We start from the raw sequence: 26,892 nt of genomic DNA on the forward strand, positions 1-26,892 counted from the left end.
CTCTTTGCACGCGACAATAAGCTCTATCCCCCTAATTCATCATAAAAACAAAATTTACTATACAATTTCCCCCAAATATATAACAAATATACATCATTCTAAACTTTAATTTGCATCATTGCTTTGCTGTTATAAAAATAAAATAACAAACAACATGCTGTAATAAAATGTTTAATTCCAAACAGCAACATATAGAGACTTAACGAAGCAATGGAGTAAATACCCGTCTGTTTGAGCTTAAGTATGCTTCCCAAAACTGGAGCTCATACGCACAACAAACCCCCTCTCTAATGGTAGGAAGTTATCAGATAAAAAAAACGAACACAAGTAGCTTGAGTTATTTAATGTCAATTTTTCATCGCGGCATTTTATTTTGTATTATTTAGGCTGGTCTTGAGCAATCGATCACCACACAAATAAACGAACGATCATACAACCCAAGCAAAGTATAGCAATGTAACAACAGCACCCATCTAACAACCACTTTCATTCATCAATAAACATGAATAAAATATTCATTACTTATGATAACTTCCTTGTCATTAACAGAAATAAAATACCTTTTTTCTAAGCCATTTCAAATACCAAGCGTTATCGCAATATTTTAGAGTTGGCAAAATGTGTGTGATGCTACCGGCTCATTCTTTCATAAGCGTAAGATAGTGATGCTCAATAACTTCACTGTTATACCATTCACCAAGACCGTCAAAAAATGAGCTTAGGAGCGGAATATTTTTAAAGAAAGCACGTGAATTAGAAACCCAATGACATCCTTGCTTTATATATAAAATATCACCCTTATCTAACTCCAAATACAGAATAGTTAAGATATTATTCTTTTTTGCATTTGTTTTCTCATTCTCAAAACTATACTTTTATCGTTTTGATGACCAACAACAATTAAAAAGAATCATCACTATTGTATCATTTCCATGTTTCAGTTATCTTATATAATCGAGTTTTGTAATCACACATTTATGAAATAATTTGATGGTTATCCTATCGATCACTGCTTTTATGGCAGAAATTTTACCAATTTATCGACAAAAACACCCTTCAAGATGATCATTGACAATCCCTACAGACTGCATAAAAGCATAACAAATCGTGGGACCAACAAATGTCCAGCCGCGCTTCTTTAAATCTTGAGAAAGGCGAAGAGAAGATGGAGTGATAGGATTTTCCAACAATGTTTGAAAATCTATCTTTTCATAACGCTCCGATTGTGGAGGCTGAAAAGACCAGAAATAGTGGGACAAGCTCCCCCACTCGGTTATAATTTCCTGTGCTCTCAAGGCATTATTAAGCACTGATCTAATTTTTCCTTGATGACGAACAATGCCTTTATTCTGCATCAACGTTTGTACCTTTAACGCATTATAATCACTGATTTTTTCGAAATTAAAGTAATCAAATGCCTCTCGAAAAGAAGAACGTTTTTTTAAAATCGTAAACCAAGAAAGCCCCGCTTGGAAACCTTCAAGACAAATTTTTTCAAACAAAGGGATATCCTCAAAAACAGGTTTTCCCCATTCGTTATCATGATAAGCACAATAAAGTGGATCCGTTCCTGCCCATGCGCAACGAACTTTTCCATCCCTCCCCTTAAGAAGTCCTTCATCAAGCACCACATTTACCATATTAAAAAAGCGTTCCTTGGTCATCACTTGGCGATTTTATCTTCTTGTGTTTTGAACGTGTCGGGGAAACAGGCTCTTGTGTTGCAACACAGATATCTCCATCAAAAAAGCGTAAATTTATTTGTCCATTTTCAGGAAACTGTGCCAACCGTTTAATAGGCTTATGATCTTGCCCCAAAGACAAAACAAAACCACGCTCTAAAATATTCTGATAAGAAGTACTTTTTAAAAGCCTACATGCCAACTCTAACGCCGCGTGTTGTTTTTCTACACTGCGCACAAAAGCACGATGAAGGCGTGCCGTATATTCCTTTGTATGGCGATGTGCTTTTTCACTATTTAATAAACGGGGCGAAAGACGGAGATGAAGGGCATGAAAAGAAAAACGTTTTTTATCATAACTCACACAAAGAGCACGCTGTAACCGACTTGAAATTTCATCATAACCACGCCGCGGTAGAGCAAACAATTGGTCAACAGTAGGAAGACCTCGTCTAGCTGCACGCAGCTTTTGTTGATGAAAATCAAAAGAACGCGCAAGTCCTTTACGCAAACGTGCCCCAAGTGACGCAACACTCACTTCAAGATCAAGCTTAACAGGAACAGCCTTTTCTGCGGCTCCTGTAGGGGTTGGCGCACGCCAATCAGCGACATAATCAATCAAAGTCCAGTCTGTTTCATGCCCAACAGCAGAAATAACGGGAAGGTCAGAACCATAAACAGCACGAACAACAGCTTCATCATTAAACCCCCACAAATCTTCTAAACTTCCCCCTCCCCGTGCAACAATAAGCAGATCAGGTTTTGGAACTGGTCCTCCTAAAGTAAGCGCATTAAAACCTTCAACAGCAGCAGCCACTTCACTCCCACTTGTTTCCCCTTGAACACGGACAGGCCAAACCAAAATATGCAACGGAAAACGATCAGATATACGATGAATAATATCGCGAATAACAGCCCCCGTTGGTGATGTTACAACACCTATAACTCGAGGCATATAAGGCAAAGGCTTTTTTTTTGCTTCATCAAATAAGCCTTCTTCTGCAAATTTTTTCTTACGATTTTCAAGAAGAGTCATCAAAGCACCAACCCCTGTTGGTTCAAGAGCCTCAATGACAATTTGATATTTCGATGACCCTGGATAAGTCGTAAGCTTACCGACAGCAACAACTTCCATCCCTTCTTCAGGAGGGAATTTGAGCTTTTCCATAAACCCGCGCCAAATAACAGCTTCCAACCGCGCTTTATCATCTTTTAAGGAAAAATAAGCATGTCCCGAAGCATGAGCACCGCGGTAACCCGAGATCTCCCCACGTACCCGTACGTACCCAAACTTTTCTTCCACAACACGCTTTAAAGCACCTGCTATTTCGGAAACAGTAAATTCTGCAACATTCGTTGCAGTTATCTTTTCACCAAATAAACCTACCATTCTTCAATTCTTTACGCCTATTTTGTGGTTCTTTTCAAAACAATGCATCTTTAATTTTTTAACTTATCGCTTCACCCCATATCCGTGGTAGCAATAAGAAAACAACCTCTATCCTTAGTCTCAAACTGATGACTAAAATCATCAAGGTTTTTAATATACTGATTATTTCATCCAAAATTTTATCAACGACAGTGAAAATATTCAATCTCAACATCCATAAAAATTTAATGAAAAAAAAATATCTTTCTAAAAGAGCTCTATCTTGAGAAAGCCTTCCCTATACAACAGATCGATTTGTTAGCGATAAACTTCAACGTTTTGCAAAAATTTTAAATCCTATGCAAAACATCGAAGATATCGTGATCGTATTTTTATAAGTTATAACATTGAAAATAGGTTTATTTTTCAACGGAAGCATAAAAAATACGTGGTGCACCATTCCACACCCATTTTTTCACATCAGGTGTCATAGCGACAATGTTATATGTCTGATAGATAAAAGCATAGGGACCTTTTTGCATGAAGTCACGCTGCAAATCAGCATACATTTGTGCCCGTTTCTGTAGATCTTTTTGAAAGAGGGCATCTTTCACCTTCTTATTCATATCTTCATTCAAATAGCCATGACACCAACTAGGATAGCCTGTGTTTTTAGCCTCAAACCGATTATCAGGGTTTAAAATAAAACGTGCAGCCATTGTATGAGGATCAGAAGAAGAATTATTCCATCCTATAAAAATTGTATCAAAGCTGCGGGCATAAAGTTTTGAAAACAACTGCGTACCGATAAAATGTTCAATCTTAAAGCGCACACCTACCTTTTTTGCATTGTCTTGAATAGACTGAGCAATAGGCAAAGCAAAAGGATAAGGAGATTTTCCAGCAAAAATATTAGCCTCAAAACCATTCGGATACCCTGCCTCTGTTAAAAGCTGCTTAGCTTTTTTAAGATCAAGTTTAAAGGGTTGCCCTTCTTTTTCATCCAAAGCTCCAAAATTACCAAGAGGAATAAAGCTTGCCCGTGGGATACCAACATCTTTAAGAAGAGTCTTTCCCAAAGTGTCATAATCGATAAGATAGCGCATCGCCAAACGTACTTTTTCATTGGCAAAAATAGGATTTGTCACATTGAATCCCCAGACAATCAGAGATGGAGCTAATATTTTTTCAACCTTAATATCTGTTGTTGATTGAAGATCAGCTATATCTTCTGGTGTCAAATTACGAGCCACATCAATATCGTGTTTTTCCAACAATAAACGTTGTGTTCCAGGCTCTGCAATATGACGAATTAAGATTTTCTTTAATTTGGGTACCTCTCCCCAATAATGGGAACTTGCCCGCAATAAAATTCCTTCTCCAGGACGCCAACTTTCTAACTGATAAGGACCAACACAAGCAGCATGATTAGCCAAATAGCGATTACCCATATCACCATCTTGTTCGTGTTTCATCAGTGTCTCACGATCAAGCAAAGCAACAGTACGATTAGTGGAAATATTGCTCAGAATAAGCTCTGCTGGATAAGGTTTATCAAATTTCATCACCACCGTTTTCTCATCGGGTGCTTGAAAAGCCTCATCAACATTTTGTTCTGTGATACCATATTCATTAAAAGTTGCTGCATTAGACAGCTTCAATTTGACAACTCGCCTCATCCCCCAAACAAGATCACGAGCACCAGCAGATCGACCATCATTAAACTTCAAATCATCGCGTAGATGAAAAGTAATCACCGTACTCTGGTCATCGCTTGCAACATCCCAACTCTTTGCCAAAGAAGGAACAATTTTACTTCCATCATTTTTAGCAGAATCGACTAAATTATCACAAACATTGACAACAATTTCAGCACCATACCGATCATTGAGCTGTGCAGGATCAAAATTACTAATTGCATCAAGATCCCAAGCCATCACCAGGGTATCGGCCGGTGTTTTTGCTGAAACTGGTTGCACCAACATCCCAAAAGCAATAATTACAGAAGCAAAAGGACTGCTCCCTTTTAATATTTTTCTCTTTAAGCTCATAGATTTTTCCCTTTAAAGTTTATTATATAAATTCCTCACGCAATAAAAACGTGCAAAAATAAAAAGATCAGGCTTTTAAAACACAGCTCCTCAAGACAAAATATCAAACCTTTAAACAGCAAGAACCACCGCTTGAGAGCGATATTGGTAGGCTAAAACAAAAGAGACAACGGAAAATGATCTGATAAACGATGCGTGATACCACAAATGACAGCATCTATTGGCGATGTCACAACACCTGTAACTTTGAAGATACAAGCCAAAGATCTTCTTTATCGCATCAAACAGAACTTCTGCTTTAAAAATCTTTTTGTGATTTTCCCAAAATAGCTTTCAGAGCACTGACTTCGGTTGTTTTAAAACCTCAATCACCCTTTAATACTTTGATAATCCTCACAAGCATAGTTTGCCCCAACAATGGCCACTCCTCTCCTTCCTCACAAGAAAATTTGAGCTTCCATGACCCCATACACAAAGGATAATCCCTGGGCGATCTCCAGCATTTCATCATTTTTTAAGGAAATATGGTAAATTTGAAGCATTCGCTCCACAATAACCTCATATTCCCCCAATGCACCTGCACATAACCCAATTTCTTCTCAACAGCACATTTTAAGGTCCCCGCTTTTTCTAAAAAATACTAAATTCTTCTTATATTCAGTATGCCCGTTTCTTGGACAAATAAATTTATTATTTTTTACTTCACTTAAGATTGAAATTTCCAATCCTAATACTTATGTATAGGACTTTTCATAAAATGCATAGCCCTTCTTTTAAAAAGAGTATGTTAAAATTATTCTGTAATGTATTTTAAATGCATTTTACCGATAAACTTCGATATTTTGTAAAGCTTTTAAACCCTGCACAAAACATCGAGGATATCGTCATTACATTCATCGTTATGTTACAACATTGAAAACGCGTTTATTTTTCAATTTTATTATAAAAAATACGTGGTGCACTATTCCACACCCATTTTTTAACATCAGGTGTCATAGCGATAATGCTATATGTCTGATAGATAAAGGCAAAAGGTCCTTTTTGCATAAATTCACGCTGTAAGTCAGCATACATTTGTGCCCGTTTCTGTGGATCTTTTTCAAACAAGGCTTCCCTTACCTTTTTATTCATATCTTCATCAAAATACCCAAGGCACCAACTAAGGTAACCCGTATTTTTAGCCTCAAACTGATTATCAGGGTTGAAAATAAGACGTGAAGCCATTGTATGAGGATCCGCAGAGTCATTATTCCATCCAACAAAAATTGTATCAAAACTGCGTGCATAAAGTTTTGAAAACAACTGCGTCCCCACAAAATGTTCAATCTTAAAGCGCACACCTATCTTTTTTGCATTGTCTTGAATAGACTGAGCAATAGGCAAAGCAAAAGGGTAAGGAGAAGTCCCTGCATAAATGTTAGCCTCAAAACCATTCGGATAACCTGCTTCTGTTAAAAGCTGCTTAGCTTTTTGAAGATCAAGTTTAAAGGGTTGTCCTTCTTTTTCATCCAATGCCCCAAGATTCCCAATGGGAATAAAGCTTGCCCTCGGAATACCAACATCTTTAAGAAGAGTCTTTCCTAAAGTGTCATAATCGATAAGATAGCGCATCGCTAAACGTACTTTTTCATTGGCAAAAATGGGGTTTGTTGCATTGAAGCCCCATATTATCATGGACGGTGCCAACACTTTTTCGGCTTTAATATCTGTTGTTGCTTGAAGATCGGCTATATCCTCTGGCGTTACATTACGGGCCACATCAATATCGTGTTTTTCCAACAACAAACGTTGTGTACCAGGCTCTGCAATATGACGAATGAGAATTTGCTTCAACTTGGGTGCCTCTCCCCAATAATGAGAGCTTGCCCGCAACAAAATCGCATCTCCAGAACGCCAGTTCACTAACTGATAAGGACCAACACAAGCCGCATGACTTGCCAAATAGCGATTGCCCATATCACCATCTTGTTCATGTTTCATAATTGTCTCACGATCAAGCAAAGCAGCAAGACGAAGCGTAACCATATGGCTAAGGATGAGCTGTGCTGGATAAAGCTTATCAAATTTCATCACCACGGTCTTATCATCTGGGGCTTGAAGAGTAGAATCAACATTTTGTTCTGTAATTCCATACTCGTTGAACATTGCCGCTGCAGACAATTTTAACTTAACAATCCGCTTCATACTCCAAACAAGATCATGGGCACCAGCAGGACGACCATCATTAAATTTCAGACCATCACGCAGATGAAAAGTAAGTACTGTCCCTTTGCCATCATCCGAAACATCCCAACTTTTTGCCAAAGAAGGAACAACTTTAGCAGCATCATCTGTTGCAGAATCGATCAAATTATCACAAATATTGCCAATAATTTCATTGCCATAACGTTCATTGATCTGCGCAGGGTCAAAAGTCTCAATTGAATCAAGATTTAAAGCCATTACAAGGGTATCGGCCGGTGTTTTTGCTGAAACTGGTTGTACAACCATCCCCAAAGCCATAAGAGCAGAAATAAAAGGACTACTCCCTTTTATTATTTTTCTTTTTAAATTCATAGATTTCTTCCTTTAAAGTTTATTATATAAATTTTCCACATTGCAAAAACACGCAAAGTAATAAAATGGAACGAACCATAAGCACCGAAAGATAAAGCTTTAAAACCTTTCCTCCAAAACCTCTTGTCAATCATTCCTCTTGCACACACCTATAAACCAAACCATACAAAAGAAAATACACTGATATACGATGAAACCCCACCAATAACAGAGTCATTCATGATCTCTTAATGTCTACGATTGAAGTCTATAAGACTAAGATTCCTTTCCTCTCTTACTGAGAAAGGTTCTCTCTTCTAACATTTTTGAATGTCATCAAAGTCCCCCCTATTAGCTCAAATACCCTAATAAAAAGAGCTTTCATAAGAATTTAAAACTCCGATAAAACAGGAAAATTCGTTAATTTGCTACGCACAACGACTTTTATTTTTTCTTCAAGTTTTTACTTCACTTACTGTAAAACAATACTTTCCAATTATCATCTCATCATCTTTCAAAGCAAAAAAGACGGACACCATAAAAAACTAATATTCCACACCCTCCCAATATACTTCCATAAAGATTTTTTTCTTCAACATGTAAATCCTTTTATTCTTTAGCAATATTAAATTATTCAACATTGGTTGCACTGATTTTTTCAGCAAATAATCAGCAAATAAATTGCCCCTTTTCAATTCAGAGAAGTTGAAATTTTCAGTCTTAATATCCACACAAACACATCCTCAATGAAAAAAACTCTTCATAGAATGTCTTGAAAAGATATTCAACAACATCCCCACCCATCATCCATAAATTCGACGTATTGTAAAACTCGAAAACTTATGCAAAACGCCGAATATATCATGATAATATTCTTTATTTATTTGAGAGCATTGAAGAGACAGCTATTTTTCAATTTTACTATAAAAAATTTGTGGAGCACTATTCCAAACCCATTTTTTGACATCAGGTGTCATCGCGATAACACTATATTTCTGATAGATAAACGCATAAGGGCCTTTTTGCATCAATTCACGTTGCAAATCAGCATAGAGTTGTGCCCGTTTTTGTGGATCTTTTTGAAATAAAGCCTCTTCAACTTTTTGATTCATTTCCGCATCAAAATACCCATGCGTCCAACTAGGATAGGCAGTATTTTTTGCCTCAAACCGATTATCCGGATTATAAACAAGACGTAAAGCCATTGTATGAGGATCCGTAGATCCGCTATTCCATCCGATAAAAGTTGTATCAAAAGCTCGGGCATCTACCTTTGAAAACAACTGTGTCCCTGCCACACGTTCAATTTTAAGATGCACACCCGCCTGTGCAGTACTATCTTGCAGAGACTGAGCAAGAGCTAAAGTATAAGGAGTATTTGAGACGAGAAAATTTGCTTCAAATCCATTCGGATAACCAGCTTCTGCTAAAAGTTTCTTGGCTTTTTGAATATCAAGCTTAAAGGGTTGCCCTTCTTTTTCATCCAAAGCCCCAAAGTTGCCAAGAGGAATAAAACTTGCCCGTGGAATACCAACCCCTTTGAGAAGCTTCTTACCAAAACCTTCATAGTCTATGAGATAGCGCATCGCCAAGCGTACTTTTTCTTTAGCAAAAATGGGATTTGTCGTATTAAACCCCCAGTACATCATGCTTGGAATCAATACCTTTTCCACTTTAACATCTGTTGTTTTTTGTAGATCTGCAAGATCTTCAGGGGTCAAATTACGAGCAACGTCAATATCATGTTTTTGCAACAATAAACGTTGTGTTCCGGGTTCTGCAACATGACGAATGAGTATCTGCTTCAATTTTGGTGCATCTCCCCAATAATGAGAGCTTGCACGCAACAAAAGAGCTTCTCCAGGGCGCCAACTTTTTAACTGATAAGGACCAACACAAGCAGCATGTGTTTTCAAATATTGATTGCCCAGATCGCCATTTTTTTCATGCTTCATAATGGTCTCACGATCAAGCAAAGCCGTTACTTGATTTGCAACAACATTATTAAGAATAAGCTCTGCTGGATAAGGCTTATCAAATTTCATCACCACCGTTTTTTCATCAGGCGCTTGCAAAGCATCATCAATATTTTTCTCTGTAATGCCATATTCATTAAAAGTTGCCGCATCGGCCATTTTTAATTTGACAACCCGCTTCATCCCCCAAACAAGATCATTAGCGTTGGCTGCTCTACCATCATTAAACTTCAAACCATCACGCAAATGAAAGGTAATCACCGTACTGTGATCATCCCCAGAAATATCCCAGTGTGTTGCTAAAGATGGAACTATTTTCGTTGGATCATCTGCCGCAGTACTGACCAAATTATCACAAACATTTCCAATAATTTCACTTCCATAAACATCATTAATTTGAGCCGGATCAAACGTACTAACCGCATCGAGATTCCAAGCCATCACAAGGGTATTCGCCGGTGTTTTCGCTGCAACCTGCTGTACAACCATTCCCAGTGCCATAAAAGCAGAAACAAGAGAGCTGCTCCTTTTCAAGATTTTTCTTTTCAAGTTCATAGACTTTTCCTTTTAACGTTTATTGTATCATTCCCCAGCAATAAGAACATGTAAAATAACAAGATTAGATGAACCATAGGTTCTGAGAAACAAGGTTTAAAAATTCAAACAACACTCCTTGACTAAGCACTCTTCCTGCCACACTTATAAGCTATCCTCCCATATGCACCGAAAAACAATTTAATATACAATAAATGGTATAACCAATAACAAAATCTACTGATGATATAGCAATGTTTGATATCACAACGTTTATCATTAAAACGATTAAGACAGAAATTTTTCTCTCTTGTCGAGCAAGCTCGTCTCTTCTTTTTTCTTCTAGCATTTTTTCCATCATCAAAGCACTCCTCCTGTTAGCGCAAGCACCTTGATAATAAAGAGCCTTAATAATAATTTGCTCTTTCAATAAAACAGAAAAATTCACCCATTTTTTAATATTAAGCACCTCTCCGCCTTCTACAAAATGAACTTTTAATTCTCCACTCAATAACAAGCGCCTCATTATATCTTATTTCAAAACAAAAAGAGCACGAGCCCCCCTGATATTCGCTCATACACTCGTAGAGCATAAAACTTTTTTCAACATCCTATTTTAATACCTCTGTTCCTTTAACAATACTCAATTCATTGCTTGTATTTTTTCAAAAAAAAATATCTTTTCAATTCACTAAGGTTGAAACATCTAAATATAATACCTATATAAGCATACCATTAAAAGAATAGATAGTCTTTTTTAAGTAAATTTTCTTGAAATATTATTTTTATACAGGGGATAATAATAAGTTCGTTATAAAATCTTCAACGAACGAAAACTTTTACTCTGATGCAAAATACCAAAATGTTTTAAAAATTTCCTTACAAATTATTAGAGGAAAAGGATTTTTTTATCTAATAAAGGAAGTTCCATGAAAGTAGCGCGAAAAACATACTAGAACACGCGTGTATTCCAACGATAAGCATCGACATTACACCAGTACAAAAGTGGTGAAAAAAGTGAGAAAATGTTTTTCCTTTATGATAACAATATTACTGTCCAATGATAATACAAAAAAACTCTAGAGATTCGAAAGTATATTTAAATGAGCCGAAAGAAAAAAATGTCAAATTCTTTTCATGTATTTCTTAAAGAAACATTCAGCCGTGTCAGTCTAAAGTTACTTATTCTTTCATTCTTCATGGGTATTATAATGAAATTTTTTGGATGGACACCTCACAACCTCATACAGAAAATAATAGATTTTTTTCAATCTTTATGGAAAACAGGGTTTATAACACTTACAAACTTCTTCCACATAACCATGATGGGTGCTATTATTGTTGTGCCTATTTTTCTTGTCTTGCGTATTTTTCATAAAAAATAAACACCTTAAATATCTTTCTTGCACTAATCTTTTCGAAAAATAAAACGACATAAAAATCCTGTGCTTACAGCAATAATCACCGCAACAATACCATAGAGGAAACGATACTTGTGCGCTGCATAAAAAATTGTATAAGCAATATGCGCTTTAACAATTTCAAGAGTCGTTGTTGCACTATCAATAAACTGTCCATCACGAAAAAGATAAGCACGAGCCTTATAATGTCCAACAGGAATATTGGCAGGTAAGCGAAAATGTGCTATAAAAAGTTTATCAGAACCAAAACGAACACCACCTACTTCTTCGTAATAAAGACTTTTAGCTTTTTGCAGTTTTGTAAGTTCATCACGAAAGATTTGTACTTTTTTCTGATCTTGTTCATCTGTCTGCAATGGCAAATAGGGTATCCCTAACCCCAAACGTTTATAATCTTCAATACTGGTAATATCATCAATCTCACGCGTTGTGACCATAGAGTAAAAAAGAGGAACATTTTTAAAAATAAGGGAATCCGCATTAACCCATACACCAGCATTGCGTTTTTTTTCCCGCATGACCATTGGGCGGTTTTGTCCTTCCAAGCTTACAATAACATCATAACGGTTCTGTTGAGAATATAATGGATCAATATTTTCCAAAACACCAGCAATATAGAGATCACGACCAGCAAAATTTGCATCCACCGTAATCGTATTCGTTGTGACGATAATTTGGACAGTTTCGTGATCAACTTGATCAATGAATGTTGCTGTCGTCTCAACATGTGACCATGTAGAAAAAGAAACAAAACAAAAGCAACCTGTAATGATGCATAAAGAAAACAATTTACCCATTTTTATCTCATAAGAATATTCAGAGAGAAAAGATTATCAGGGCGTACAAATAATTGAAAAGCAAGACGCATACATACAATCAACACCAAACATGCAAGAGCCATACGCAATTGTTCAGCCTTTAACTTCCGTCCAGCCCGTGTTCCATATTGTGCACCAATACTTCCTCCAAGCATTAACAAAAAAGCCAAAACAATATCAACGGACTGATGAGTCATACTCTGCAAAATTGTCGTGAAAGAAGACACAAATGTAATCTGAAAAAGTGAAGTCCCTATCACAACACTGGTTGGAACACGCAGAAGATAAATTAATGCAGGGATCATGAAAAACCCCCCACCAATGCCCATAATAGAAGACAACAATCCCACAATAAGGCCAATCCCTAACACTGGAATAATGCTAACATAGATCATAGATGTCCGGAAACGCATTTTTAGCGGTAAGCGATGAATCCAGTTATGCCGATGCCGACCTGCAAGACGAACACTGGCTTTTCCTGCCTTACGCTTGCGCATCATATCATACCAACTTTCAACAATCATCAAGCTTCCTATACTTCCAAGAAGAATCACATAAAGAAGCGAAATCATGAGGTCTAGTTGACCTAACTTTTTCAAAACAGAAAAAATCGCAATCCCGATTAATGAACCAATCCCTCCTCCAACCGCCAAAATAATACCAAGTTTGATATCAAGAGTCCGTCGTCTAAAATGTGTAATCGCTCCCGTTACAGATGATGCAATCATCTGGTTAGCTCCTGTTCCAACAGCAATAGCAGGAGGAATATTATAAAAAATCAATAAAGGCGTGATGAGAAAACCACCCCCAATACCAAAAAGACCTGAAAAAAAACCGGCAACGACTCCCATACCAATCAAGATCAGCATATTGAGTGACATTTCAGCAATTGGTAAATAAATACTCACAGGCAGAACCTTTAAGATAATTTGAGGCTTTTAACAATTGGAGAATCTTTCACCAACTTATCCTCTTTGTTCAATAATCTCTATTGCGTGTTTAAAAGGATAATTTTAATTGTTATCGCTTTCGCACAATTACGAATGCACAATACACTTCACATCTATTAACATTAACAGCATAAAAGCTAAAAAAAACGCGCTCCTTTTAAAAAGCTATAAAAACATAACGTTATCGCACCCATAAATGCAACGGTTAAAAAACAAAGGACACTGTTTTTTACAAAATAAGATAAAAAAGAGACATATCTGCGAGACTGTGCTTTTAAGGCAGAAGAAAAATCATTCTCAACGCAATGATGAGATTCTGGACAATGGTTAGATGCTGGCTCCCCTATATCCTTCTCTTCTATCGCAGTATGCTCCGCTGCTCCTTCAGCCTTTTTTAAAGAAGACTTCAATGCATCAATTGGCAAAAGTGTATTCTTGGTCAAAAATGCATCACTGGGCAGAGAGTTTCTATTTTCTTGCTGTAACATATTTTCAACATTTGTTTGGAGTGGCGTTATACTGTTTTGCCCTGAAAAATTTTGCGCCTTTTGAAGGAGTAAGTGTTCTTGATTTTCCTCATATTCCATATGAGCGAGTTTTTGTACAACGGAATCAGATAATTTTGAATGAGGCTTCCGTCGTTTTATTGCAGCTTCTTTTAAGCTTTTTTTTTCACTCTGCAAACTTTGAACAAGGGCTTTAATCTGCTCTAAAGACTCAAAAATTCTTTTTTCCCTTTGACGGCGAATATAATGCTCAGCCAAAATGGCCCGACTAATATCATCTAAGTAAGATTTAAAATGTTCTTCGACAACTCCCTGCTGATTCAAAGAACGGGACGAGTGTTTCATTTGCATTTGTGCATAAACAGTACGTAATTTTTGAGCAATATCCGACATTGTTACTTCCACAGGCGCCCCCATTCTCTTCTTTTTATCAATCAAAGAAGAAAATTGATCACTCCGAACCTGATTGGCAGCCTGGTCGATCGTATGACCCTTCGTATTCACAAACGTCTACCCCTCATTAACCTTTTTGAAAAGAATCACAAGAAATGATTAGAAAGTATGCTCTATTTTAGTAAATAGAGCTTTAAGAATTCCCTCAAAATTTTTATTAGAAATATTTTTTCCACTTTTTATATAAAATATTTGTCTAATATTCATCCCAACTATTTGAAAGAAAGATCTTTAATTTTTCTGCTCTTAAGGTTTGAAGTGTCAAATCATTCCCCCATTTTTATTTTTTTGCTTCATTTTTCATCATATAAAGTTCCTATTGCACCATCATAAACAAAGCCTACAAAACAAAAAAAGAATATTCTCCCAAGACAGATTAATTTTTTTACTTTTTATTCAAGCAAATAAGGCAATTATAAAAATGCAAAAGAAATGACGATTGAAAATGATGATAAGAAAGTACACGTAAACATAAAAAAATTATATGAAAGAGAACACAAGTTATAAATGAAGACTTCATTCTAAACAATTTGGTTTCTTATGAAGTATTGCTATAAACTTGTAATCAGATAAACAAAGAGGATCATCATGAAAATAATTGTCGCTGTTAAACGTGTTGTTGATTATAACATCAAGATACGCGTCAAGCCGGATAATACAGGCGTTGATCTGTCTCACGTAAAAATGTCTATGAATCCTTTTGACGAGATAGCCGTTGAAGAGGCAATTCGCCAAAAAGAATCTGGTAAAATTTCAGAAGTTGTTCTTGTTTCAATTGGACCAGAAGCAGCCCAAGAAACTTTACGAACAGGACTTGCCATGGGGGCTGATCGTGCACTTCTTGTCACAACAGATGAAATACTTGAACCCTTAAGCATCGCTAAGATTCTCAAAGCCATTGTTGATGAAGAAAAACCCGATATGGTCTTTTTAGGAAAACAAGCAATTGATGATGATAGCAACCAAACAGGACAAATGCTCGCCGCTCTTCTTGGTTGGGGACAGGCAACCTTTGCCTCACATCTTAACATAGAAAATGGGCATGCTACCGTTATACGTGAGGTTGATAACGGAACACAAACCCTTTGTCTTCCCCTTCCCATGGTTATGACGACCGATCTACGGCTCAATGAACCGCGTTACACCTCTCTCCCCAATATCATGAAAGCAAAAAAGAAAATCATTGAACAAAAAGCTCTTGCTGATCTTGGCATCGACACGAAAGCACGCCTCACAATTTTAAGTGTTGAAGAGCCCAAACCCCGTCAATCTGGAATTAAAGTTGCTAATGTGGCAGAGCTTGTCAGCGCACTAAAACAAAAAAACTGCATTTAATATTCTCTAGAGTAAAAGCAATACGCACATAAAAGGGTAAAAAAATTATGGCAATTCTTTTATTAGCCGATCATAATACAGAAGAAACCGCAAAAGTACTCACCGCTGCGCACGCACTTAAGAGTGATATCGATATTTTAGTTTGCGGAGAAAATATTCAAACGATAGCAGAAAAGAGTGCTAAACTTAATGGTGTGCGGCAAGTTCTTATCGCTGACGCTGATTATTTAGCCCATCAACTTGCCGAGCCTATGGCCAATACAATTGTCACACTTGCCAATGATTATGATGTGATCATGGCGCCATCCAGCAGTACTGGAAAAAATGTGATGCCGCGCGTAGCAGCCCTTCTTGATCTTATGCAAATTTCAGATATTACCGCCGTTCTTTCACCTGATACCTTCAAACGCCCTATTTATGCAGGCAATGCAATTGAAACTGTCCGCAGCCATGATCACAAAAAGATTATCACCGTTCGCACAGCCTCTTTCACACCAACACCTTTCCAAAGTAATTCTGCACCCATTAAAACAATAACACCAGCGCCCAATCCCAATCTTTCATTTTTCGTAAAAGCAGAAACCAACAAAAGTGATCGTCCTGATCTTACCTCTGCACGTATTATTATATCAGGTGGGCGGGGTCTTGGTTCACAAGAACAATTTATGTCCCTTCTTCTTCCTCTTGCAAACAAATTAAATGCGGCTTTAGGCGCCAGCCGCGCAGCAGTTGACGCAGGCTATGCTCCCAATGATTGGCAAATTGGACAAACAGGAAAAGTCGTTGCCCCTAAACTCTATATCGCTGTTGGCATTTCCGGTGCAATCCAGCATTTAGCCGGTATAATGGATGCACAAATTATTGTTGCTGTTAATAAAGATGAAGAAGCCCCCATCATGCAAATTGCCGATTACGCCCTTGTCGGAGATCTCCACCAAATTATTCCAGAATTGGAGAAAGCTTTATAAGCTATGAATGCCTCTCAGCATTCTCAACATGAAGAGATGGAATTTAACAAAGTCATTGTTCAAACAGAGCTAACACCAATAGAACTTTTTGCCATGCAAATCGTTGTTTTACCTCTTGTGGGCAATCCACACCAAACTGTTCCAGAATTGGAGAAAACTTTATAAGCCATGAAAGCACCTCTGCATGAACAGCGTGAAAGTATGGAGTTTGACATCGTCATTGTCGGGGCAGGTCCTGCAGGGCTTTCTGCGGCCATTCGTCTGAAACAAATTAATCCTGAGCTTTCTGTCACAATTGTTGAAAAAGGGGCTGAAGTTGGAGCCCATATTCTCTCTGGCGCCGTTATTGACCCCATCGGTATTGATACACTCTTACCGGAATGGAGAAGTGATCACGACCATCCCTTCACAACCCCTGTTACCCGTGACCAGTTTTTTTTTCTAAAGCCTCAAAAAGCGACACGATTGCCCAATATTTTGCACCCAAAAATCTTATCCAATGACGGGTGTTATATCGTTTCACTTGGGAATGTTTGCCGCTGGCTAAGCAAAAAAGCCCAAGCACTGGGTGTCGAAATTTATCCGGGTTTTGCCGCAACAAAGACCATCCAGAATGAGAACGGAGCCATCATTGGTGTCCTCACCGGCGATATGGGACTTAATAAAGATGGAACCCCTGGAAAAAATTATATGCCTGGTATGGCATTATTGGCAAAATATACACTAATTGCGGAAGGCGCACGCGGCTCCATTGCAAAACAACTGATACAAACGTTCAACCTTAGCAAAAATCGAGAACCGCAAAAGTTTGGTCTTGGTCTCAAAGAGCTCTGGGAAATTGAACCGCAAAAACACCAACGTGGTTTAGTTCAACATTTCACCGGTTGGCCCTTAAATAATAATACCGGCGGGGGTGGTTTTCTTTATCACCAAGAAAACAATATCATTTCCATTGGTTTTGTTGTGCACTTAGATTATAAAAATCCTTATCTTTCTCCCTTTGAAGAGTTTCAACGTTTTAAAACCCATCCAAAACTTTATGAAATCTTCAAAGGTGCAAAACGTCTTTCCTATGGGGCGCGTGTGATCAGTGAAGGAGGGTGGCAATCTGTACCAAAACTCACCTTTCCTGGTGGAGTTCTTATTGGCTGCTCTGCTGGCTTTGTCAATGTTCCTCGTATCAAAGGATCACACAATGCCATCTTATCGGGCATATTAGCAGCCGATAAAATTGCTACCGCTCTTGCACAAGGTCGTTCCCATGATGAAGTCAAAGAAATCGAAGAACAATGGCGAAAAGGCCCTATTGGCAAAGATCTTTATAAAGTGCGAAATGCCAAACCGCTATGGGCAAAATATGGCACAAAATATGGGATTAAACTTGCCGGTTTTGATATGTGGTGGCAACAACTGTTCGGATTTTCCTTATTTAAAACACTCTCCCATGGCAAGGAAGATTATGCCTGTCTTGAACCAGCAGAGAAATTTCACCCCATTACTTACCCAAAACCCGATGGTATTATAACTTTTGATCGCCTTACAAGTGTTGCCCTTTCCAATATACACCATGAAGAAAATCAACCTTGTCATTTAAAAATAGCCTCATTAGAAAAACAAAAGGACTCCGAATATGTAATCTATGGAGGACCTTCTACACGCTATTGCCCCGCCGCTGTCTACGAATGGCTAGAGTCCCACGATCATCTAACGTATAGGATCAACGCTTCAAATTGTATACATTGTAAAACGTGCGACCTCAAAGATCCAAACCAAAATATCACCTGGACCTGTCCGCAAGGCAGCGAAGGTCCCTTCTATCCCAATATGTAACCTCTCCCCCAATATCATCATTGTTCATTCTCCTAAAATTGAAATAGACAAAATACAATGGATCAAAATATTTCCCTTAAGATCAGAAATCTATCGATAACCTTCATACATTAAGCTTTTTTACAATACAAAAAGTTATCCTATTGTGAAGTGACCAACTATTTAAGTAAGGAGGCACGAGCAAATAAGCCGTTGTAATGATAAAAACGTGCTGGTAAAAAGTGAGTAAAAATAACTTATGAGTATGGATAAAAATCTTATTGTGGTAAGGGGAATTTGATGAAGAGAAAAGAGCATGTGTGAAAAAGCATATTTTATAGGTGCGCATGCTTATTCAGCTCCCATCATAGAGCCTGGGCTTTATCTTGTAGCAACGCCTATTGGAAATCTTGCAGATATTACGCTTCGTGCTCTGCAAGTTCTAGCAGGCGTTGATATTTTAGCGTGTGAGGATACGCGGGTAACACGTGTTTTGTTGGAACGTTACGGTATTCAAAAAAAAGCTTTTCTCTATCATGAATATAATGCGCAAAAAGCAGGTCCAAAGCTCTTAGCAGCTTTAGCAGAAAATAAAACGATAGCGCTCATTTCAGATGCGGGAACACCGCTTATTTCTGATCCTGGATTTCGATTAGTCGAAGAAGCCCGTAAGGAAGGTCATAAAATTATTCCAATCCCTGGAGCCTCCGCTCTTTTAGCTGCTCTGATACCGACAGGACTTCCAACCGACAGTTTTTTCTTTGCAGGTTTTTTGAGTGCCCGCAAGGCACAGCGTCAAAAACGATTGAAACAATTAAAAGAGATTCCAGCAACTTTGATTTTTTATGAATCACCGCATCGACTTATTGAAACTTTACAAGATATGGTCTCTCTTTTTTCGGCGGATCGACCTGCAGCCATTTGTCGTGAATTAACAAAAAAGTTTGAAACTATAGACGTTTCTAATTTGGGAAGTTTGTTGGAAAGTTATAAAAAACAGACACAGATTCGTGGAGAAATTGTCGTACTTGTTGGAGAATCATCATCTTCTTCTTTAAATGTAATAAGTGATCAAGAAGTTGATGAAATGTTATTAGAACACGTACAAACGCATTCCACGGCTCAAGCCGCAGCTTTGGTTGCAAAAAAAACTGGGTTTAAAAAGCAGAAACTTTTTCAGCGGTTAATTTTTCTAAAAAATATGTAAAATAATGCGTAAGACCATACAAAAAAAACAAAGACAAAGATCTTTTTATCGGGGAGTTCGTGCAGAAAAGTTAGCTGCTTGGTGGTTGCGTTTCAAAGGATTTCACATAGCCGAAATGCGTTTTAAAACAAAATGTGGGGAAATTGATTTAATTGCACGACGTGGAAATCTTGTGTTAATTGTTGAAGTTAAAGCACGTTCAACGTTGGCAGAAGCAATGGAAGCAGTTTCCCGAATGAATGAAAAGCGAATTGAGGCAGCAGCCGATATTTGGCTCGCACGACAAAAAGATTATGCCCTTTTATCTGTACGCTTTGATTTGATAGCAATTTTACCTTGGCATTTGCCACAGCATATTCCGGCATTTTTTACCTCTAATCAATAAGAGGCGAGCTACGTTTTAACCATACTCAATAAAAAACATTTCTCCTTTATGTGTATATGCGTTAAAAAGTCTATAACCGTTTGAGCGCTATAAGGAGTGAAATGAAATATGGATGATTATGAAAAGTTTGCAACAGGTTTGCTCATTGTTTTTGGAGCGCTGATTATTGGTGGTTTAATGGCAATGCATATTGTGCTGATGAATAAACCAGGTTTTTTATTTGCATTAGCTGCAGCTGTTGTGGGTTGGTTTTCTGCTTTTGCCGTTCTGTTTGACAAGCCAAAAATCTATTTGGGGTTGATTATTCTTGCAATGCTCTGCGTTGCTTCTTCAATTAGCATTTATGTTAGTTAAAACATCTCAGCTGTTGATTGAGATTCCTTTTAAAAGGTAAAACTGAGGAATAAAAATGAAACTTGGCTTTTTGGGAACAGGTACAATCAGTGCTTCAATGATCAATGGCCTCATGACAAGCGCCTTTAATGTTTCTTCCATTATTGTTTCACCGCGCAATGCACAAACAGCAGAGCGTCTTTCACATACTTATGATAAGGTCATGATTGCTAAAAATAACCAAGCTTTGCTCGATGTGAGTGAGTGTGTTTTTCTTTGTTTACCAAACCAAATTGCAGAAGGAATTTTGCGCTCTCTTCGTTTTCGTCCAGAACAACTGGTTATTTCCGTTCTCGCTATGGCAAAAGCAGCAGAAGTGGAAGCGTGGATTAACCATAAAGTTTATCGTGCTGTTCCGTTACCTTTTGTCGCAGAGTGCAAAAATTTGACACCCATTTATCCCGATCACCCTTTTTTACGCACCTTATTTGATACATTGGGGGGCACATTGGTACTAGAGAAGGAAGAACAGTTTAATCTTTTTATGACAGCGGGCTCTCTGATGGGCGTATATTTTAATTTTATAGAAACAGCGCATCAATGGTTTATAACACAAGGGTTAAAAAAACAGCAATCAGCAGAGTTTCTTACCATGATGTTTGGAAATCTTACGGACGAAATGCGTAAAATTATAGCAACGGATCGCTCTGCCCCTCTTAATTTTGCACTGCTTGAAAAAGAGTTTTCAACAAAGGGGGGGACAAATGAATTTTTGTCAAATTATTTTTCTCATCAAGGGGGAGGAAGAGCTTTAACAACAGCTCTTGAGGCAACTTTACAAAAAATGAACGCTTCTAAAAAGACTTGACCAACATTTTTTCTCATCTCAATTAAGAGGGAATTATGGTCGATAGATTTAGAGTTTTTAAACATGAATTGATAAAATTGTCTGCTATAGATCTTTCAAGAGCAGGACAAACGGGCTTTTAAAATACCTTTTCTTTAATTTCACCATCTCTTTAATAGACATGAATAGAAATAAATCTTTTGACTACTTTTCAAGATATTTTTATAGTACAAAATCGCTTATAGAAAGATCATTCATCCTTTAACATTTGAATGAAAATACTGACAAAATCTTTCCCATTTTACTTTTTCTTATCATGAAATAAAAAATGTTTGTTTGTCTATTAAAAGAAGAAACAACATTGAGATAAAATCGTTTAAGAAGACGTAAATAGGCTTTCTAACTTTATGCAAAAATCGAAAAAAACTTTGAGAGAGCAAAAAACATAATGGATATGGCTTATCTCTTTTATTGAAGTAAAAATGGTATGAGATCTGTACACTTCACAAAAGTTTTTACGTTATACCATTCACAAACCCTCTCGTGAGACGGTTAAGTCGCCTTGAGGAATATTCTCTTTAAAACAAACCTTGCATAAGAAACACAAATATATTCTTGAGAATTTTGTTGTTACATAAAAAGCATATCCCGATAAAAACCAAGAAAAATGAAAAAACGTGAAAGAATGCGTCATCTCCACTTTTTTAAAGATCTTTCTTTCTATGCTTTTGAACGCAGCAAAACCGAATAAAAAGATGATGATAGAAAATTATTTTCTCCGATTAGAATTCATATTTTTCTTACAAAGGAGCAACTATTTTGATGTCTTTCATCATTGTGTTTTAGCAAACTCTCTTAAACAAACATACGTTCAAAAGAGTTTATTTTTTATTTGATCAACAATTGTACGATACAGTTGAGCATGCTCGCCATCAGGCTGAGTAACAAAAATAGGCATCCCCTCATCTGAAGAAAATCGTAAAGCTGCATCAAGCGGTATTTCTGCTAAGAACGGGACCTCTCGACGTTCCGCCTCTCCCCGCGCTCCACCATGACCAAAAATATCGTAGCGTTTTCCTGTATCAGGAGCAATAAAATAACTCATATTCTCAATCAGTCCTAAAATAGGAACATTGACTTTCATGAACATTTCTATCGCTTTACGGGCATCAACTAAAGCAAGATCCTGCGGCGTAGAAACAACCAGTGCACCCGTTAATTGTATCTGCTGTGCAAGCGTTAATTGTGCATCCCCTGTACCCGGCGGCATATCGACGACTAAAACATCCAAAGGACCCCATACAACATCTCGTAACAATTGTGTTACAGCAGCCATAACCATAGGACCACGCCATACCACCGGTTTTTCTTCCTCAACCAAAAATCCCATCGACATTAATTTAAGATCAAATTTTTCAAGAGGTTGAATCTTTTTTTCTCCCATGAGCATTGGTTTTTGATTAACAAGTCCTGTCAAACGTGGCAAAGATGGACCATAGATATCTGCATCCATCACCCCTGTTTTGAAACCTGAATCTTGTAAAGCTAAGGCGATATTGATCGCCATCGTCGATTTTCCCACCCCCCCTTTTCCAGAAGCAACAGCAATAACATGACGTACACCTTCTATAGGCATTTTCACGGGCAAGAGATTCGCTCTGCGTCGAGGTACTCCCTTTGTTGTTTTTTCTGCTGTAAGCGTAACAACAACAGATTGGACCCCCTCCAAAGCACACACCAGCTCTTCCGCAGAACGGCGCAATGATTCCCATTCTTGCACACGTCCATCAGGAACTGTAATGGAAAAGAAAACCTTGCCATTAGCAATTAATATTTCTGAAAGAAGCCCTAACGATACAATATCTCTTTCAAGATCTGGTCCTTTAATTTTACGTAGCACGTTACGGACAACCTCACTTGTGATAGGATCCACGCTCTTTCCTCTCTATAAAATACCAATAAATACAAGCATAAGAACGAAAAATACTGACAGGTTCATCACTTAACATTTACGACTTTAATTTAAGAGTTATAAAGTATAAATGACTTATATTTTATCTCTTTAAAAATACAAAACCACCCTTAAATAAAGAAACTCAGACATAAAATCTGCTATTAAAAGACTATCAACCACGTCTGTACGCCAACACTTTAATAAATATTCTAATAAGGATTTTACAAAACAAAAAACTTGAGAAAAACTCTAATATTAAAGTATTTTAAAATTAAGCATACAATAATCTGTTATGCTTCAATCTGTTATGTTTCCTTGTAAGTCTTTAACACCCTTGTGATTTATTTTTTTAGACTCAATCGCTATTTTCTTACATTTTTAAAGTATCATAAACAAAGTGTCACAAATAGTTATAAGGTGTTTTATATTTTTTCAAGTGAGAGAAAAACAATCTGAGATTGACTTTTTTCATATTTTTTCTTATGAGTTAACAGCTGTCTGATAGGATAAAATTGTTCATCACGCGCAGAACTGCTCATAAAATGAAGATACAGCTCATAAAACGAAGATTAAGAAGGGCCGCACTCCGCGGTATTTAAATAAATGAAACGTACGTACCAACCATCTAAACTTGTCCGTAAACGCCGCCATGGATTTCGTGCACGCATGGCAACAGCTGGAGGACGTAAAGTTATTGCTGCAAGACGTGCTCGTGGACGTAAGCGGCTCTCTGCTTAACCATTTAAATTTTCACAACCGTTGAGGATTGCTCATTATTTCTTCGTTGTGAAACTTTTGTTATGAACCTCTACTGCTTGGTCAACCAAGCATTTAGTGAAATTGCGAAATGTTCTTTTATGAAGAAAAAACATCCCTGCCGTATTCGCAAAAGAGCAGATTTTTTGGCTGTCCGTACAGGAGAGAAACGACGTGGTCCTTTATTTTTACTCGAAGTTAAATCTCGTGAACAAACAACAGAAAGAAAATCTTCTCTTGTTGCGCGTGTAGGCTTCACTGTTACCCGTAAAAACGGTAATGCTGTAAAGCGTAATCGTATCAAAAGGCGCTTGCGTGAAGCGGTGAGAGTTGGTGTAACAAACCACATGGAAGCAGGAACTGACTATGTCATTGTAGCGTATCGTGATGCATTACATGCGCCTTTCACATCTTTGATTAGTGAATTAAATCGGCGAATAAAACCAAAAACAAAATATCAGCAACGACAACAAGGGAATACGAATGGAATATAACCGCAATTTCTTTATCGCTATTGGCTTATCTTTCGTAGTGCTCATCGCATGGCAATTTCTTCATGTTGCTCCCAAACAAGCAAAGTTACAAAAACAACAAGTCATCGCACAACAACAGCAATTGTCAAAACAACAGTCAGCCCTTTCTACTCCCACGACGAATTTTTCTGACGATTCCTCAACGCATCAAGCAACATCGATCATCGAGCACCCAATGACTCCTGAAGTCCGGAAAGCTGTATTAGCCAAAACAGAGCGTGTCGCGATCAAAACCAATGAATTGGAAGGCTCTATTAATCTTGTTGGTGCACAATTTGATGATCTTCTCCTTAAGAGATATCGTGTAACCGTCGATAAAAAATCACCGGAAATCGATTTACTAAATCCTAAAGGGTTTAAAACGACCTACTTGGCTGAATTTGGTTTTACAAGTGCATCTTTGCCAGCAAAAGCTTTACCACAATCCGATACACAGTGGCAAATAGAGGGGAACAATACAACCCTGACCCCTTCAACACCCATCACTTTAATTTATAATAACGGACAGGGGCAAATCTTCCGCCGTACCCTTTCTGTTGATGATCATTACATGTTTACCATTGAGGATTCTATCAGTAATGAAAGTGATCAACCGATTTATCTCTCATCCTATGCCCGCGTTGCACGTGCAGCACCACCAGAACATACAAATGCCACCTATTTGCTTCATGAGGGGATGATCGGTATTGCTGGAGATTCGCTCAAAACTGAAAAATATAAAACCTTAGCAGAGCTTGATCCAAATCCTGATAATGGACAAAAGAGCATGACTTTTTCCAAAGTAACAGGAGGCTGGATTGGTATTACTGATAAATATTGGGCTGTAGCGGTTATTCCCCCGCAAAATAAAGAATATACAAGCCGTTTTATTTATTTTGATCGTTTGCAAACGCATTATCAATCTGACTTGCTAGGATCGCCTTTAACGATTGGCCCCAATGAAACAAAAACCGTTACAAATCATCTTTTTGCTGGTGCAAAACAAGTTGAAATCATTAATCACTACCAAAATGACCTAAAAATCAACAAGTTTGCTCTCTTAATTGATTGGGGTTGGTTTGATTTCATCACAAAACCCATGTTTGCCCTCATTGATATTCTTTATAAGCAAACAGGAAATTTTGGTATTGCCATCCTTCTGGTCACAGTGCTTTTAAAAACACTTCTTTTCCCTCTCGCCAATAAATCTTATAAATCCATGGCGCGTATGAAACTTCTACAACCGCGATTACTAGAAATAAAAGAAAAATATCCCGATGATCGAACCAAACAACAGCAAGCAATCATAGAACTGTATAAAACCGAAAAAATAAATCCTCTTGCTGGTTGTTGGCCGATGTTGGTTCAGTTTCCAATATTCTTTGCTCTTTATAAAGTTCTCTATATCACCATTGAAATGCGCCATGCTCCTTTCTTTGGCTGGATTCAAGATTTAGCGGCCCCCGATCCAACGTCTCTTTTCAACTTGTTTGGTCTCTTGCCATATACAACGCCAGCATTTCTTATGATTGGTGCATGGCCTTTGATTATGGGAATAACGATGTTTCTACAAATGCGTATGAATCCCGCTCCTCAAGACCAGACTCAAGCGATGATCTTCACGTGGATGCCTGTTGTCTTTACTTTTATGCTCGCCTCCTTCCCTGTTGGTCTTGTCATCTATTGGGCATGGAACAATATATTGTCAATTATTCAGCAAGGTATCATGATGAAACGCCAAGGAGTTAAAATTGAGCTTTTTGATAACTTGAAAGCCATGTGGAAAAAAACACCTAAAAAAGAAGTGCAGGCCCCAAAAGAAGTGCAAGAATGACAAGAGATACTTCCCTTTCTGGAATTTTTTCTCGCAATTGGGTTTTTATTCGTGGTGTCCCCGCAATACGTTTTCTTCCCCCTGAAGGGCCACCAGAAATCGCATTTGCAGGACGTTCCAATGTTGGAAAATCATCTCTAATCAACGCACTTGTCCAGCAAAAAGCCTTAGCACGAACCTCAAATACACCAGGACGCACACAAGAACTTAATTATTTTGTCCCCGATGGCTTCAGTGGACAACAAGGAGACCTTCCCCCTTTCGCATTGGTAGATATGCCAGGTTATGGTTTTGCTGCTGCTCCTAAAAATCTGGTTGATGCTTGGACAAATTTGATTTTTAGCTATTTACGGGGACGTACAACACTAAAGCGTGTGTATCTCTTGATTGATTCACGACACGGAATCAAAAATAATGATGAAGACGTTCTTGCTCTCCTTGATAAGGCAGCCGTTTCTTACCAAATTGTTTTGACAAAAAGCGATAAAATAAAATCAAATACTTTAGAAAAATTAATGATGATCACACACACAAAACTTCTCAAACGTCCAGCAGCCTATCCTGAGATCCTTGCAACTTCTTCAGAAAAAGCATACGGTTTGGAAGAATTACGTGCTGCTATTTTGCAAACTATTGCATAAGAGAAGGTATTCATAT

The 26,892-nt window shown here is 37.7% G+C and carries 23 protein-coding genes; 13 read left to right on the forward strand and 10 right to left on the reverse strand.

The genetic code is table 11. From position 1 onward, the window contains the following. Positions 1 to 1,037: 1,037 nt before the first annotated feature. The 6 genes from PVV65_RS07125 to PVV65_RS07150 form a co-directional block, all read right to left on the reverse strand. Positions 1,038 to 1,664, reverse strand: a complete 627-nt coding sequence (locus PVV65_RS07125; RefSeq protein ID WP_273789728.1) for a DNA-3-methyladenine glycosylase I — start codon at positions 1,662 to 1,664, stop codon at positions 1,038 to 1,040. Beyond that, positions 1,642 to 3,072, reverse strand: coding sequence for an exodeoxyribonuclease VII large subunit (xseA, locus tag PVV65_RS07130; protein ID WP_273789705.1), 1,431 nt, complete (start codon positions 3,070 to 3,072; stop codon positions 1,642 to 1,644). The genes PVV65_RS07125 and xseA overlap by 23 nt, the downstream gene beginning before the upstream one ends. Before the next feature lie 398 nt (positions 3,073 to 3,470). Further along, the gene (locus PVV65_RS07135) at positions 3,471 to 5,102 is read right to left on the reverse strand and encodes an ABC transporter substrate-binding protein (RefSeq protein ID WP_273789706.1); all 1,632 of its coding nucleotides are present in this window, start codon (positions 5,100 to 5,102) and stop codon (positions 3,471 to 3,473) included. A gap of 924 nt (positions 5,103 to 6,026) precedes the next feature. Next, a complete protein-coding gene (locus PVV65_RS07140; protein ID WP_273789707.1) occupies positions 6,027 to 7,658 on the reverse strand; it encodes an ABC transporter substrate-binding protein in 1,632 nt (543 codons plus the stop codon). Between the two features lie 884 nt (positions 7,659 to 8,542). Then, positions 8,543 to 10,168, reverse strand: a complete 1,626-nt coding sequence (locus tag PVV65_RS07145) for an ABC transporter substrate-binding protein (RefSeq protein WP_273789708.1) — start codon at positions 10,166 to 10,168, stop codon at positions 8,543 to 8,545. Positions 10,169 to 10,319: 151 nt separating this feature from the next. Continuing rightward, entirely contained in the window at positions 10,320 to 10,658 is a 339-nt protein-coding gene (locus PVV65_RS07150) for a hypothetical protein (RefSeq protein ID WP_273789709.1), read from the reverse strand. Positions 10,659 to 11,250: 592 nt separating this feature from the next. On the opposite strand from PVV65_RS07150, the gene PVV65_RS07155 reads away from it, so the two are divergent. Then, complete coding sequence (locus PVV65_RS07155) at positions 11,251 to 11,532, forward strand: DUF6460 domain-containing protein (RefSeq protein ID WP_273789710.1); 282 nt, start codon at positions 11,251 to 11,253, stop codon at positions 11,530 to 11,532. A 23-nt stretch (positions 11,533 to 11,555) separates the two neighbouring features. Here the strand turns inward: PVV65_RS07155 and PVV65_RS07160 are convergent, their stop codons facing one another. From PVV65_RS07160 to PVV65_RS07170, 3 genes are all read right to left on the reverse strand, one after another. After that, positions 11,556 to 12,365, reverse strand: a complete 810-nt coding sequence (locus PVV65_RS07160; RefSeq protein ID WP_273789711.1) for a TIGR02186 family protein — start codon at positions 12,363 to 12,365, stop codon at positions 11,556 to 11,558. 2 nt (positions 12,366 to 12,367) lie between these two features. After that, positions 12,368 to 13,294, reverse strand: coding sequence for a sulfite exporter TauE/SafE family protein (locus PVV65_RS07165; RefSeq protein WP_273789712.1), 927 nt, complete (start codon positions 13,292 to 13,294; stop codon positions 12,368 to 12,370). Positions 13,295 to 13,473: 179 nt separating this feature from the next. Beyond that, positions 13,474 to 14,346, reverse strand: a complete 873-nt coding sequence (locus PVV65_RS07170; RefSeq protein ID WP_273789713.1) for a hypothetical protein — start codon at positions 14,344 to 14,346, stop codon at positions 13,474 to 13,476. Between the two features lie 537 nt (positions 14,347 to 14,883). Between PVV65_RS07170 and PVV65_RS07175 the strand changes: the two genes are divergently transcribed. The 8 genes from PVV65_RS07175 to PVV65_RS07210 all read left to right on the forward strand — a co-directional run bounded on the left by PVV65_RS07175 (position 14,884) and on the right by PVV65_RS07210 (position 21,200). After that, positions 14,884 to 15,630, forward strand: coding sequence for an electron transfer flavoprotein subunit beta/FixA family protein (locus tag PVV65_RS07175; RefSeq protein ID WP_273789714.1), 747 nt, complete (start codon positions 14,884 to 14,886; stop codon positions 15,628 to 15,630). A 47-nt stretch (positions 15,631 to 15,677) separates the two neighbouring features. Next, on the forward strand, positions 15,678 to 16,598 hold the full coding sequence (locus PVV65_RS07180; RefSeq protein WP_273789715.1) for an electron transfer flavoprotein subunit alpha/FixB family protein: 921 nt from the start codon (positions 15,678 to 15,680) through the stop codon (positions 16,596 to 16,598). A 3-nt stretch (positions 16,599 to 16,601) separates the two neighbouring features. Beyond that, entirely contained in the window at positions 16,602 to 16,763 is a 162-nt protein-coding gene (locus PVV65_RS07185; protein ID WP_273755420.1) for a hypothetical protein, read from the forward strand. Between the two features lie 3 nt (positions 16,764 to 16,766). Then, on the forward strand, positions 16,767 to 18,428 hold the full coding sequence (locus PVV65_RS07190) for an electron transfer flavoprotein-ubiquinone oxidoreductase (RefSeq protein WP_273789716.1): 1,662 nt from the start codon (positions 16,767 to 16,769) through the stop codon (positions 18,426 to 18,428). 295 nt (positions 18,429 to 18,723) lie between these two features. Next, positions 18,724 to 19,614 (forward strand): 16S rRNA (cytidine(1402)-2'-O)-methyltransferase, encoded by an 891-nt coding sequence (gene rsmI / locus PVV65_RS07195; RefSeq protein ID WP_273789717.1) that lies wholly within the window; start codon positions 18,724 to 18,726, stop codon positions 19,612 to 19,614. Positions 19,615 to 19,630: 16 nt separating this feature from the next. After that, positions 19,631 to 19,999, forward strand: coding sequence for a YraN family protein (locus PVV65_RS07200; protein ID WP_273789729.1), 369 nt, complete (start codon positions 19,631 to 19,633; stop codon positions 19,997 to 19,999). Between the two features lie 108 nt (positions 20,000 to 20,107). After that, complete coding sequence (locus PVV65_RS07205; RefSeq protein WP_144753644.1) at positions 20,108 to 20,353, forward strand: hypothetical protein; 246 nt, start codon at positions 20,108 to 20,110, stop codon at positions 20,351 to 20,353. Between the two features lie 55 nt (positions 20,354 to 20,408). Then, positions 20,409 to 21,200 carry a pyrroline-5-carboxylate reductase gene (locus tag PVV65_RS07210; RefSeq protein WP_273789718.1) on the forward strand — a complete coding sequence of 264 codons (792 nt, stop codon included), beginning with the start codon at positions 20,409 to 20,411 and terminating at the stop codon, positions 21,198 to 21,200. An 850-nt stretch (positions 21,201 to 22,050) separates the two neighbouring features. Here PVV65_RS07210 and PVV65_RS07215 read toward each other — a convergent pair. After that, positions 22,051 to 23,112, reverse strand: coding sequence for an Mrp/NBP35 family ATP-binding protein (locus PVV65_RS07215; RefSeq protein ID WP_273789719.1), 1,062 nt, complete (start codon positions 23,110 to 23,112; stop codon positions 22,051 to 22,053). 624 nt (positions 23,113 to 23,736) lie between these two features. Here PVV65_RS07215 and rpmH point away from each other — a divergent pair. The 4 genes from rpmH (at position 23,737) to yihA (ending at position 26,876) form a co-directional block, all read left to right on the forward strand. Beyond that, entirely contained in the window at positions 23,737 to 23,871 is a 135-nt protein-coding gene (gene rpmH, locus PVV65_RS07220) for a 50S ribosomal protein L34 (protein WP_005864709.1), read from the forward strand. Positions 23,872 to 23,990: 119 nt separating this feature from the next. After that, on the forward strand, positions 23,991 to 24,383 hold the full coding sequence (gene rnpA / locus PVV65_RS07225) for a ribonuclease P protein component (protein ID WP_273789730.1): 393 nt from the start codon (positions 23,991 to 23,993) through the stop codon (positions 24,381 to 24,383). Continuing rightward, entirely contained in the window at positions 24,373 to 26,235 is a 1,863-nt protein-coding gene (gene yidC, locus PVV65_RS07230) for a membrane protein insertase YidC (RefSeq protein ID WP_273789720.1), read from the forward strand. The genes rnpA and yidC overlap by 11 nt, the downstream gene beginning before the upstream one ends. Further along, complete coding sequence (gene yihA, locus PVV65_RS07235) at positions 26,232 to 26,876, forward strand: ribosome biogenesis GTP-binding protein YihA/YsxC (protein WP_273789721.1); 645 nt, start codon at positions 26,232 to 26,234, stop codon at positions 26,874 to 26,876. Before yidC ends, yihA begins: the two co-directional genes overlap by 4 nt. Positions 26,877 to 26,892 lie beyond the last annotated feature (16 nt).

This window comes from Bartonella sp. ML70XJBT (assembly GCF_028618425.1).
GTDB lineage: Bacteria > Pseudomonadota > Alphaproteobacteria > Rhizobiales > Rhizobiaceae > Bartonella.